The sequence below is a fragment of the Vibrio navarrensis genome, from assembly GCF_000764325.1.
GTDB lineage: Bacteria > Pseudomonadota > Gammaproteobacteria > Enterobacterales > Vibrionaceae > Vibrio > Vibrio navarrensis.
Genome location: NZ_JMCG01000001.1, coordinates 2,565,296 through 2,578,162, shown reverse-complemented (window position 1 = coordinate 2,578,162; position 12,867 = coordinate 2,565,296). Strand labels below are relative to the sequence as shown.

Here is a 12,867-nt window from a genome sequence, read left to right as displayed (position 1 = left end):
ATGAAAATTCGTTCACAAGTCGGCATGGTATTGAACCTTGATAAATGCATCGGATGCCATACCTGCTCAGTCACCTGCAAAAACGTTTGGACCAGTCGCGAAGGCATGGAATACGCCTGGTTTAATAACGTCGAGAGTAAACCAGGTACAGGGTATCCAAGTGATTGGGAAAACCAAGACAAATGGAAGGGGGGATGGATTCGCAATATCAAAGGAAAACTTGAGCCCAAAATGGGCAATAAAATCGGCGTTATGGCAAAACTGTTCAATAACCCAGATATGCCAACCATAGATGACTACTATGAACCGTTTACTTTTGACTACGAGCATCTCCAAAATGCACCACAAAGTCAGCATCAGCCTACTGCTCGTCCTCGATCTCTGATCTCGGGGCTGCGAATGGATAAAGTGGAAAAAGGACCAAACTGGGAAGAAATACTGGGCGGAGAATTTTCCAAGCGCTCTGCTGATCAGAATTTCAATGAGATGCAGAAGGAGATGTATGGTCAGTTTGAAAATACCTTCATGATGTATTTGCCTCGCTTATGCGAACACTGTTTAAATCCTGCTTGTGTCGCGACGTGTCCAAGTGGAGCGATATATAAGCGGGAAGAAGATGGCATCGTATTGATTGACCAAGACAAGTGTCGTGGATGGCGAATGTGCTTGACAGGATGCCCATACAAAAAGATTTACTTCAACTGGAAGAGCGGCAAATCGGAAAAATGTATCTTCTGTTATCCAAGAATTGAGTCTGGTCAGCCTACGGTGTGTTCAGAAACCTGCGTCGGGCGCATTCGCTATTTAGGTGTGATTTTATACGATGCAGATAAAATTGAGCAGGCGGCATCCGCAGAAAATACGACGGATCTTTACCAAAACCAGCTAGATATCTTTTTAGACCCGAATGATCCAGTCGTCATTGAAGAGGCACTCAAACAAGGCATCACGGAAAATGTACTAGAGGCTGCGCAGAAATCACCCGTTTATAAAATGGCGATTGACTGGAAACTGGCGCTACCGTTACACCCAGAATATCGCACGCTACCAATGGTTTGGTATGTGCCACCTCTGTCACCGATTCAGTCGGCGGCAGATGCAGGATATGTGGGTAAGAATGGGGTGTTGCCAGATATCGAGAGTTTAAGAATTCCTGTGCAGTACCTTGCAAATCTTCTGACTGCAGGAGACACCGCTCCCGTACTACGAGCGTTAAAAAGAATGCTGGCAATGCGGCATTTCAAACGCGCTGAAACGGTTGATGGACAAACAGACGTGAGTGCATTGGAGCAGGTTGGCTTAACGGCACAACAAGCTGAAGAAATGTATCGCTATTTGGCAATTGCAAATTACGAAGATCGATTTGTCATCCCGTCGAGTCATCGGGAACTTGCACGTGAAGCTTTTCCTGAAGCCAAAGGTTGTGGATTCAGTTTTGGTAACGGATGTCATGGCGGTGATGATACTCGAATCAACCTATTTAATAGTCAGCGCATCAATTCTATAGATATTACCGCTAAGACGACAGGAGATAAGTAATGGAACTGAAATCTCTCAGATTAATTTCGGCCTTACTGGATTATCCCAACTGCGATATTTGGGATTATCCGCATGAATTGATCGGCATCGTGAAGTATTGTGAAGAATTAAGCGTCAATCAAAAGAAGACTCTGGTTCAATTTATCAACAAAATTTCAGATTTGGATCTGATGGATGCACAATCAAATTATGTCGATTTGTTTGATCGAGGGCGATCGCTATCCCTTCTCTTATTTGAACATGTGCATGGAGAGTCAAGAGATAGAGGGCAAGCAATGATTAACTTGATGAATCAATATCAAGAAGTTGGCTTGCATCTTAGTGGCGGTGAACTTCCAGACTATTTGCCTAGGTATCTAGAGTATGTATCTCAATTGAATACAAAAGATGCCAAAGAAGGGCTAAAAAACATTGCTCCAATTTTAGCGCTTATCACCGAACGGTTAAAACAAAGAGGCAGTTACTACTTTGAGTTATTTGAAGTGTTGTTGGCTCTATCGGAGGAGAATATAGACTCTAAAGCTTTACATCAACAAGTGTCCAACGAGGATGATGACTATACACCTGAAGCCTTGGATGCTGTTTGGGAAGAAGAGCAAGTCCGATTCTTGGGTGAAGAAGGTTGCAATTCTGCATTACAACATCAGCATCAAAGACGATTTGTAAATCATGTTTCGCCACAGTATTTAAACATGAGTGATATTAATGGAGTGCAGCAATGAGTTTTTTAAATGGTTTCTTTTTTAATATCTATCCTTATATCGCTGGTTCCGTATTCTTGATAGGTAGTTGGATAAGGTATGACTATGGCCAATACACCTGGCGTGCAGGGTCTAGCCAAATTTTAGACAATACCAATATGCGATTAGCTTCGGGGTTATTTCATGTCGGTATCATAGGCATATTTCTCGGGCATTTCTTTGGCATGTTAACGCCTCACTGGGTCTATGAATCATTTCTGTCATTAGCCGCCAAACAATTAATTGCGATGATCGCTGGTGGTATTTTTGGCATTATGACTATCGCAGGAGGAGCAATGTTACTGAGACGACGTCTGACTAATGTTCGAGTGCGTGCAACATCATCTTTTGCCGACATCCTCATTCTTACAATGCTTGTCATTCAAGCATGCCTAGGTGTCTTAACGATTCCGTTTTCTGCACAACACTTGGATGGCAGTGAAATGATGAAGTTAGTTGGTTGGGCGCAAGATGTCGTGACATTTCAATCTGGTGCAGCAAGCAACTTAGATGGCGTGAGTTTTATATTTCGCATTCATATGATATTAGGAATGACGATATTTCTTATTTTTCCATTCTGTAGATTGGTTCATATTTGGAGCGTCCCATTTGAATATATTTCAAGACGTTACCAAATAGTAAGAAGTAGAAGATAATACTCGTAAGCGAAGTGAGTACTGAATGCCTTTATTAAGTACTCACTTTGTTCTGTAACGTATTTTAAAGTGATTTTATTATGGGTTTAAAGTTAAAGGTAAATATATGGTTTACTATGTTTCAAGAAAATATATTTTACATAAAATATTAGAGCCATTTTTTATCGTGTTTTTTTGGCCTTTTTTGATTTTTCTAACTTCACAATTCGCTAACTTTGATATGAGTGAAGAGCTAATTTATCAAGTTAAAATATTTACCATTATTGTATTTTTGATTGCAATTGTTATTGCTGTAATAAATGTTTATTTTTTAAAAAATACTATTCTTGTCATAGACAAGAATGGAATGGTTTATCGGGTAAGAAATAAAGTTTTAAAGTTTCCATGGGCTCATATATCAAGGATTAAAATTTATAAGTCTAGAGGAAATATTATAAGCATCGTTCTATTTCCTTACAAAAACAAGTTGAGAGTATACTGTTTTGATAGGATGGACAATTTCATCAATGATATAGAAAGATATGGAAAAAATAAAGTTCATATTATTTATTAATTCACTAATATTTTATGGTTACAATTTCAAATATATTTTTTGAGAGAATACGAATGGAAACGTGTGGGAAATGTAGACATTTTTTCAGAGAAAAACTTACGGATAAGGAAATTTGTGAGGCATGGCAACAGCCTACCCATATGAAGAGACAGGCTTGTTACTCATATGTACCTAAAAAAATTAAAATTAAATATCTCAGAAATGATAAACAATAACGCTATATTCGTTTGTTTCGGACAAGAGCACGTCGCACGTTTTTGCACATTTTACCAAATGAATATATTTCGTCAAATGTAGGGGGAATTCCTCTGTTTAACTGATGTTGCCAATATGACAATTCGGAATCTACAAGTTCCATTAATTTTTTTGGACAACCGATACAATTGTTTTCTGTGCCACACTTAAAAGTATCCTCATGGTATAATGGGAACTCTTCTTTAACGGCATCAATTATTTCCTGCATCGCTGTGATTCTATCTGGTTTTCTACGCATAAAGTTACCTCCCGACAAGGTATTATCAGCAATAGAAATGTAAATTTCAGTTATCCTAAAGAGTTAAAAAATACCAACAACGGCAACATAATCACTATGTGTCGTTGTGAACTAGCAAGAAGTGATGCTCTGTTTGCTCTCTTTTACTGGTGATGATTCGGCGACTAGGCAATCTGATGAGGCAACACCATCGCGACCGATGGTAGTCGGCCATCGCTAAGCTTACTAAGATGGCCAACTTTGGTGTTGTTGATGTATGCAGTTCACTAAGGCGCTGGCAGTAATATCCTTTATGAATACATACATTTGTGATGCTAAATAGAGGGTGCGCATAGTAAGCTGTGCACTTTTGTTAATTTACTTTAACTGGTTCAACATACGCAGCAGTTCCCCAAAGTGGGACAGTCGATAAGCTGTGTTTAAAGCTTCCGGACGTCTCTTTGGTGGAATAGGAAACATACATTAAGGTCTGATTTTTGGCATCAAAGATGCGACGAATCTTCATCGACTTAAAGAAGACACTTTTTGATTTCTTAAACACCACTTCGCCCGAATCGGATTTGTCGATGGCAGCGATCATCTCGGGTGTGATTTCCCCAGTTTGGCGGCATGCGATCGAGCTATCACTGGGATCGGCCAAGCTAAAATCCGCCTCAATACTCGCAATATGGCAAGTTACGCCAGGCACCAAAGGATCCACCAGCGTATTGAGTTTAATGTCTTTCATAGTAAACAAGCCTAAAGAGACATCACCGACTTCGTCGCTACCGCAACCGTAAAGCAGTGGCGTTGCACAAAGCAGCAGAGCTAACATCTTTGTTTTCATATACTTTTCCTATTGACCGAGCCAATGTAAACCTTGCTACCTTAGCAGCTTTTGCGTTTATTCCCAAGTTGCCAGCAAATGTGCAGCGGTTTCCTTCACGCTGAGGAGTAACCATTTTTTGTTAGAACAGTCGCTATAGTGCGTGGTATGGTATAAAGCTTGCTGGGAAACATAAAACACCAAGGGAACCAGTTATGAAAGCTAAACTGATTGTCGTTGTGATCACGCTGGGGTTGCTGGCTGGCTGTAGCGCCTCGCCGAAATCTACTATCTGTACTCCGAAAATTTGCGATATTTGGGATTAATAAATGCATATTGAATCACCGCTGGTTGCGAGCAAGAATCAATGGCTCCACGACCAGGTGGAGTGTGAGTTTCCAACCAAAGAAAGCCTAGAAGGGCTGGCGCTTTATCAGCGTTCATTGAGTGAGCGTACTTTGCAACCGCTAAGCTGCTCGTTAGAGAAAAGTGATGACGAGCTGGAACATTTTCTAGTCGATTTCCACCGTTTAACCATCCTTTTTTCCATACTGCAATCAAAGCGTTGGGCAAGTGAAGCGGAACGAGCATTGATTGTGGAGTTTCTCACTCAGATTATTCTTGCCCCAGAGCATGCGTTGTATGTCAGTTTTTCAGCGGGCGAGCCAGTGGGGGCGGCGATGCTGACATACGGCGACGACCAACTTCTGGTTTCAGATGTCATTTATAGAGACAAAACAAAGTTAGAAGAAATAGAAAAATATGTCGCAGAGCTGGTTGCGACCGTGCAGAAGGAAAGCCCTGCTCCAACGTCAATTCTGCTCGAGGCCTGATCGCGCTTTGGGCTCTTGGCGGTCAACAAGGTGCAATGTGAACTTTGTGACTGATTAACAAATAGTTTTCAGTTTTCTTCCCCTTAGCGCTTGCTATCAACCTCAGGAAGCAGAGCATGCAAATTCTTGGTTTGAGCCAATAAATAGGTGATCTCTCCTAAATATTGGCAATTTAAATCGAGTCATTGTCGTCTTTTGCAGAGCGTGTCCTTTTCTCTTCATGACAGCGTTTTATAGTGAATATCTAAGTTGCCATCTGTGGCGACAACAATATTCAAATCTGGCTGGGATAAGAGAGGGCACGATGGCGATGAGTCCAATTCGGTGCGTAATTTTTGATTGTGATGGCACTTTGGTCGACAGTGAAACGCTCTGGTGCCAAGCACTCGTACATGTTTTCGCTCGTTTTAACGGTGATGTGCCGCTTGAGAAAGTGATCGCACAATTTAAAGGAGGCAAACTGGCGGACATTCTCGACGACGCCAAAACCTTGTTTGGCTTGAAGGTCTCGCTAGATGTACTTGAGCCTCTCTATCGTAGCGAAGTCAATAAACTGTTTTACCGCCATCTAAAGGCCATGTCAGGGTCGGTTGCGCTGCTTGATTTTCTTACAAAAATGGGGATTGAGCACTGCGTGGTTTCGAATGGCCCCAAAGAGAAGATTGAGTATTCTTTGCAGCTTACAGGCTTACTAGAACGTTTTCATGGGCGTATTTTCTCGGCATTTGATGCCAATAGTTGGAAGCCGGATCCGGATCTGGTGATGTATAGCGCTTTCAATATGGGCTTCTTACCCGAAGAATGTATTTATGTCGATGATACGGCAAAAGGAGTCAAAGCGGGCTTAAGTGCGGGGATCCGCACATATTATCTGGCCAATGGTTTTCAACCTAATCGAATCCAAGATGCTCGGGTAACGAAAATTGAGCATCTGGAAGAGTTGATAGCCTTAGTCGCGGATACAAACAAAATCAGTGACAAGCAGTACTGATGGTGTGTATATGCACGGGTTTACGTTGATAGACAGGTATTGCTTGTGCTGATTGAACAGCGCTGAAGTTTTTGGTGTGAAACCCACAGGCGGCACAGGTAAATTTCTCTCCATCCGATGACAGCATGTATTCATCGTTTTGGCAGAGAGGGCAGAGGATTTCATCGGTTGTGTTTATATATTTGTAAGTTGTCATTTTTAGTCACCAGCAGCAAAAAAATTGGCATCGATAGAATAGGTCAAATGTTTAACTTCACGACACTTTTTCATGCGAATTAACAAAAACTTGAGACGGACTTCATGCTATTTATACAACTTAGTGAGTATTTGAAAGTCTTTTCAGTGAAACCTCCCCAATAAACAAAAAGCTCCCGAGGGAGCTTTTTAAGTGCCATTTAGACCGATTCGGCTATTGGGTACGATACTGTTTCAGTATTTGCGCTAACGACACCGAGGCTTTGGTTAGGTTAGCAACTCCCAGAGAAGATTGCTCCGCAACCCGGCGAATCGCGTTTGACTGTGTACGGATATCACTGAGTTCGGCGGCGATGTCATTCGCAACCGCACTTTGCTCTTCGGCGGATGTGGAGATTTGAATGCTCATATCCATCAAAGAGCGTGCAGAGCTGGCAATGGCTTGGACATCTGAGCCAATATCGGCAATCAAATCGCTGCTGGTTTTCGCTTGATTTACCGTTTGTGCGGTGATCGAAGCGATGTTCTGACTTTCCGTCTGCAGTTTTTCGATCATCGCCTGAATTTCAACCGTGGCCGCTTGAGTGCGACTGGCGAGAGTGCGAACTTCGTCTGCTACAACCGCAAAACCCCGGCCTTGTTCACCCGCACGAGCGGCTTCAATCGCTGCGTTCAGTGCCAGCAAGTTGGTTTGCTCTGAAATGGCGTTGATGGTGGTGATCACCTCGTTAATCTGTGTAGTGTTTTCGTTGAGCGTTGAGACCGATGTCGACGCTTTTTCAATATAACCAGACAACCTTTCGATTTCAGCAATCGCAGATTGAACGCGTTTATGGCTGCCTTCGATGTGTTGAGCATCCAACTCCGTTTGCTGTGTGGCTTGCTGGGAAATGTTCGACACTTCTTTCGCCGAAGCGGTCATCTCTTCCATCGCGGTAGCAACGGAATCAAGAGAAGAGTACTGGTTATTAATCTGTACGCCACTTTGCTTCATCTCATTTTCAAACGAGGCACTGGTTTCACTAAGCGTGGTGGCGTTTTGTTTGACACTTTTTACCAGCTGAGTAAGCGTATCCATCGCCTTATCGAGAGCGCAACCTATGGTGCCGAACTCATCTCGACCGGGGTGAAAACCCAAACGAGAGGTGAGGTCACCTTCAGCAATTTTTTGTGTGGTGGTGTAGAGCACCCACAAAGCCCCGCCCAAGAAGGTTGCTACCCAGTAACAGAAAATGGCAAATGGAATCGCCCACAGGTAGCTCAGCAAAAATGTCGTGAGAGCAGAAGAGCGCTGAGTATTGTCGGCGTTTTTGCTATTGATTGTCAGTTGATAGTATTGCCCATCGCGACCTTGCTGCGTCACACGTGTCACGCCGTCTTGGTAGCTGGCCGTTTGCGCGCTGCTGACTCGCGATACCCCATTTTGCGCTAGGATCACGTTGGCATCATTGGTGGCGAGTATCCCTTTAAGTTGAGATTCGGCCGCCAATTTTGCTTTGCTTTCTATGTGCTCTAAGCTGCTTAAATAGTGATTACCCGCAACGGCGGATAGGGCAACAATAAACAGCGCGAAAATTACCCAGATTTTGTCATTGATGGACATCTTGATAAACAAGCGATCAATGGTTCTGAATTCAACTTCTCTCATATAAACTCCGTTTAGAGATCGATTCATGGCTAAAGTTATCGATATATTGGCCGAGATTATGAGATATAGATTAGAAAATCATGTAATAACAATTCATTCCATTCTTAAAAATGTGAACGGTAGCTCATTGTTATGTCATTTCCATGACAAATAATTTGCTCGCTTGCCGTTAAGCTATTGTGCAATGTGGCGCATTTAAATTAAGGCAAACGGTTACTTATGAGCTATCTCTCGGAGATAGAAGTTGTGTCTTTCTTGTGTTATTAATGTGGCCTATAACATCTGTTGCGACAAAGATAAAAGAGCAGAATGTATCTGCTCAACACACAAGGAGGTCTTATGTCAGACCAATATCTCAAGAATGAAGAATCTCTGGAATGGCTGGATGCGCTCGAAATTGGCTTTGACCTATCTGATTATCAAGAGCAAGAATCTGTGGCGGAAGCCGACGCATAATCTCGTGTTTCAACGCCGATATTTACCGCTCGCATTGCATTAATTGCCCATCCAGATATGAATTTTCTTGCTCACCTGCATCTCGCCCAGTTTGCTGGCAGTAATCTGTTAGGTAATTTGCTGGGCGATTTTGTCAAAGGTGATCCCTATCCACACTACCCGAAAGTGATTGCAGATGGCATCCGTTTACACCGACGGATCGATAGCTTCACTGATCAGCATGATTTACTCAGCGAATGCAAAATGCACTTTCCAGTTGAACTAAGGCGCTTTGCCCCTATCGCGCTAGATCTGTTTTGGGATCACTGTCTAGCGCGTCATTGGTCGAACTATCACCCGCAAACACTGGAGGATTTTGTCGTGCTCGCGCAAAGGGCAGTCAATGACGCTCCGCAAGTTGCCTTACCACATCGTTTTGTCTTGGTTAATGATAAAATTTGGTCAGGACGCTGGCTACAGTCCTACCAATCGATGCAAAATATTGAATTTGCTTTGTCAAGAATGTCACAGCGCAGCCCACGTATGGCGCCATTAAGTGAGTGTGGTATGACGCTTGCTCGCCACTATCCATTTTTCGTCGAGCAGTTTGCGCATTTGTATCCTGAAGTGATGACGTATGCTCTCAATCAGCAGAAAGAGTTGGCTTCATCGATAGTCTAATCATCTTGGCTCTGGTAAAATCCGCGCTCATTTTTACGGGGGCCCCATGACAGCGAAATTTATTGAACTCGGTTTAGAACCAGCGTTGAGCGACACTTTATCTGAACTCGGTTTTTCAACACCCACACCCGTGCAGCAGCAAGCAATCCCACATGTCCTTGCTGGCAGAGATGTGCTAGCTGGGGCTCAAACCGGGACAGGGAAAACTGCCGCGTATGGTTTACCGCTTATCCAAATGTTGTCAGCCAGCCACGTGAATACTGAAGAAGAAAGAGGAACGCCAAGAGCGCTGGTGGTTGTGCCTACCCGTGAACTGGCGCAGCAGGTATTTGACAATTTGAGTCAATACGCCAAGCACACCTCGTTAAAAATCGTCACTGTTTACGGTGGAACCAGCATCAATGTTCAAGTGAAGAATTTAGCCAATGGTGTGGACATTTTGATCGCAACCCCAGGTCGTTTGCTTGATCACCTGTTTACTAGAAAAACCACTTTAGTTAACGCGCAGCTGTTGGTGCTCGATGAAGCGGATCGCATGTTAGATATGGGCTTCTTGCCGGATATTCAGCGAATTTTAAAGCGTATGCCAGAGGCGAGACAAACCTTGCTGTTTTCGGCAACATTTGACACTCGAATTAAAGCCTTGGCTTACCGCTTGATGAAAGAGCCAGTAGAGATCCAAGTCGCGACTGCAAACAGCACCGCCGAGAAAGTGCGACAGGTGGTTTATCCGGTGGATAAAAAGCGTAAAAGTGAACTGTTGGCGTATTTGATCGGTTCACGTAATTGGCAGCAGGTATTGGTGTTTACCAAAACTAAGCAGGGCAGCGATCAATTGGTCAATGAACTGAAACTTGATGGCATTAAAGCGGCTTCGATTAATGGGGATAAAGCGCAAGGCGCACGTCAGAAAGCGTTGGATGATTTTAAGTGCGGTAAAGTGAGAGCCTTAATTGCGACGGATGTTGCTGCGCGCGGGCTGGATATCGCTCAGCTTGAGCAAGTGGTTAACTATGACATGCCTTACAAAGCGGAAGATTACGTGCACCGCATTGGTCGTACCGGACGCGCAGGGCAAAGTGGCTTAGCTGTCTCTTTTATGTCTCACGATGAAGAGTATTTGCTGACTGCGATCGAAAGCTTACTTGATCAACGTCTGCCGCAAGAGTGGTTAGCCGGTTTTGAGCCGAGCCCGGCCAGCACCTTCACAGATAACAATCCAGTGGGTCAACGTAAAAGTCGTTCGGCCGACAAGCGTAAACTGAAGGCAAAGCTGAAAATTCACCAAGGCCGTGGAAAGAAAAACTGATTAAGCGTAACAAGCTGTACTGAACAGGTGCTCTTCCGATAACGATTTGGGCATGGCAAGCAGGTAACCCTGATACATGTCCAAATTGAGCAACTTCATCAAAGCGAGCTGATGCTCAGTTTCAATCCCTTCGATCACTGTCATCGAATTCATTTCACCAGCAAACTCAAGCGCCGCCAGAAGTAATGCCGTCTCACCTTGCTCGTATCTTTGTAGTAAAGAGCGATCGAGTTTGATGATGTTGGGCAGTATGTTTCTGGTTCGCTCATGCGTCGACGCTTCCACGCCAAAGTCATCAATTGCCCACATAAAACCATTGCGACTGAGCGATCGAGTGGCAAACTGCAGCTCTTGCTCACAGTTAACATGCACTTCAATCAGCTCCATGACAATCTGACTCGGTCGTAAGTTTGCTTCTTGGATTGTCCTTAGCAGAAAATTGTAACTGAGCTCTTCATTGGCCAGTCGTTCGATGGCATGTGGCAGTACGTTCAAAAACAGATGTTTGTCTCTGTAGCGGGAAAGGGCAAAATTGCGGATATGAATAATGCGGCTCAATCTTTCGACATTGAGTCTATCCGTTGGCGACACATCATCGCTATGGAAGAAGAGATCCGGCCGGATTGTACTGCCGTCAGCGCAGTCTATTCGTACCAAGGCTTCCAAGCCGACCAAAGTCATGTCTTTCTTATAAATCGGCTGAAAAACACTGCGCAAAGTCATCTCTTTGTAGCGGGCAAAGAACTGTCCATCACTCGAGGTGTAAATGTATTCATCCAGTCTTTCTGCTGTTAGCGTATTCATTCTAAATAAGGCTCAAAATTCAATATGGTGAAACTGGCTCACCCAAAATTAATAAAGTTGTCAAAATAGCAACGTAAACTGTGCTAGCGGGTTTTGCGCCCTAGTTCTTTCTACCCCACAGGTTTTAGACTTAGCAAGCCCCCTTGTGGTTTTACTCAAGGATTATCGAAGCAGGTCAAACTTTGTTGTCGTCCTTGATATTCGTGCAGTTGCTTTATTCTACCTTGGTTGTGTAACGTATGTGCTCTCAGTTTTATATGATTTAATGCCACTGCAAAACCGCATAAAACTGAATATATTTGCGTATCATTTGCTGGTTCTTTGCACGACGTAATGGGTGGCCAAACTTAAGATAGCAGGGTGAAATGTTAAAACGCCCTTCAAGGCTTTGGGTGAACTGGGAATCACAGGTGTAGAGAGAGATGCCTTGTTCACTGTACTCAGTGACTTGATCTGGCAATGCACCCATCCACCAATAGAGCAGTTCACGGCTGGTTTTACTGCGGCTTATCCAATGATCGCCTACCAAAAACAGTAGATCGTTTGGCTGGATAGCATAACCATATTCACTTTGCCACTCGGTGATGGACGCCAATAGGTTGTCGCGACAGGTTTTTCCTGCACTGATCATGTGATGCGACAGCACCCATACTGTGCCGATATCCGACGAGATTCGGTACTGATGAGGGAGATCGGGCTGCTCAACGGTTTCCAACGCTTCAATCACACTTTCATGGTTAAACAGTCGGAAGGTGTTTTGCATGCGACGTGCAAACGCCAAAGCGAGATGATGCTCATTCATCCCGTGATTATGCACGGCTGGGTAGTGTTTTTCGCAAAGCTTCAAACAATCATCCTGAAAGTTATTGACGCTTTTTATAACCAAATCGAGTAGCAAGTCATTTCCCTATCAAATACGTTTCACGCCGGGTGAGGTTAGCATGTTTGATTTTATCCAACTAACATTTGCTTACAAGTTCTTGATCAAAACATCATATTTTTGCGCCTTTTAACATAGTGTTAACTCCTCTTACCTGTCATCCTATGCAACGGTGTTATCTGACTTATATTGAAAAAACTATCTATAAATCAAATGGAAAGAACTATGCAGCTCACAGTGTACTGGTATAAAAATGACCTATTCTTCGAGTGCTCGAAGTTCCTTCGAAATTTTCGAACAAGTTG

At 43.5% G+C, this 12,867-nt stretch carries 13 protein-coding genes; 8 read left to right on the top strand and 5 right to left on the bottom strand.

Annotated elements, in window-relative coordinates; genetic code table 11:
• The 4 genes from narH (at position 1) to EA26_RS11470 (ending at position 3,488) form a co-directional block, all read left to right on the top strand.
• Entirely contained in the window at positions 1-1,539 is a 1,539-nt protein-coding gene (gene narH, locus EA26_RS11485) for a nitrate reductase subunit beta (RefSeq protein ID WP_039427588.1), read from the top strand.
• Positions 1,539-2,261, top strand: coding sequence for a nitrate reductase molybdenum cofactor assembly chaperone (gene narJ, locus EA26_RS11480; protein ID WP_039427586.1), 723 nt, complete (start codon positions 1,539-1,541; stop codon positions 2,259-2,261). The genes narH and narJ overlap by 1 nt, the downstream gene beginning before the upstream one ends.
• The gene (narI, locus tag EA26_RS11475; protein WP_039427584.1) at positions 2,258-2,935 is read left to right on the top strand and encodes a respiratory nitrate reductase subunit gamma; all 678 of its coding nucleotides are present in this window, start codon (positions 2,258-2,260) and stop codon (positions 2,933-2,935) included. Before narJ ends, narI begins: the two co-directional genes overlap by 4 nt.
• Before the next feature lie 106 nt (positions 2,936-3,041).
• Complete coding sequence (locus EA26_RS11470; protein WP_039427582.1) at positions 3,042-3,488, top strand: hypothetical protein; 447 nt, start codon at positions 3,042-3,044, stop codon at positions 3,486-3,488.
• 217 nt (positions 3,489-3,705) lie between these two features.
• Here the strand turns inward: EA26_RS11470 and EA26_RS22220 are convergent, their stop codons facing one another.
• Both EA26_RS22220 and EA26_RS11460 read right to left on the bottom strand, forming a co-directional pair.
• A complete protein-coding gene (locus EA26_RS22220; protein WP_039427580.1) occupies positions 3,706-3,981 on the bottom strand; it encodes a hypothetical protein in 276 nt (91 codons plus the stop codon).
• A gap of 352 nt (positions 3,982-4,333) precedes the next feature.
• A complete protein-coding gene (locus EA26_RS11460; RefSeq protein WP_039427578.1) occupies positions 4,334-4,807 on the bottom strand; it encodes a CreA family protein in 474 nt (157 codons plus the stop codon).
• A gap of 308 nt (positions 4,808-5,115) precedes the next feature.
• Between EA26_RS11460 and EA26_RS11455 the strand changes: the two genes are divergently transcribed.
• Positions 5,116-5,619, top strand: a complete 504-nt coding sequence (locus tag EA26_RS11455) for a hypothetical protein (RefSeq protein ID WP_039427576.1) — start codon at positions 5,116-5,118, stop codon at positions 5,617-5,619.
• Between the two features lie 304 nt (positions 5,620-5,923).
• Positions 5,924-6,610 (top strand): HAD-IA family hydrolase, encoded by a 687-nt coding sequence (locus EA26_RS11450; protein WP_039427574.1) that lies wholly within the window; start codon positions 5,924-5,926, stop codon positions 6,608-6,610.
• Positions 6,611-7,019: 409 nt separating this feature from the next.
• Here EA26_RS11450 and EA26_RS11445 read toward each other — a convergent pair whose 3' ends face one another.
• Positions 7,020-8,453, bottom strand: a complete 1,434-nt coding sequence (locus EA26_RS11445; RefSeq protein ID WP_039427572.1) for a methyl-accepting chemotaxis protein — start codon at positions 8,451-8,453, stop codon at positions 7,020-7,022.
• Between the two features lie 513 nt (positions 8,454-8,966).
• On the opposite strand from EA26_RS11445, the gene EA26_RS11440 reads away from it, so the two are divergent.
• A complete protein-coding gene (locus tag EA26_RS11440; RefSeq protein WP_039427570.1) occupies positions 8,967-9,569 on the top strand; it encodes an acyl carrier protein phosphodiesterase in 603 nt (200 codons plus the stop codon).
• 46 nt (positions 9,570-9,615) lie between these two features.
• A complete protein-coding gene (locus EA26_RS11435) occupies positions 9,616-10,878 on the top strand; it encodes a DEAD/DEAH box helicase (RefSeq protein ID WP_039427568.1) in 1,263 nt (420 codons plus the stop codon).
• Here the strand turns inward: EA26_RS11435 and EA26_RS11430 are convergent, their stop codons facing one another.
• On the bottom strand, positions 10,879-11,682 hold the full coding sequence (locus EA26_RS11430) for an EAL domain-containing protein (protein ID WP_039427565.1): 804 nt from the start codon (positions 11,680-11,682) through the stop codon (positions 10,879-10,881).
• A gap of 262 nt (positions 11,683-11,944) precedes the next feature.
• Positions 11,945-12,580 (bottom strand): hypothetical protein, encoded by a 636-nt coding sequence (locus tag EA26_RS11425; protein WP_039427564.1) that lies wholly within the window; start codon positions 12,578-12,580, stop codon positions 11,945-11,947.
• Between the last annotated feature and the right edge of the window lie 287 nt (positions 12,581-12,867).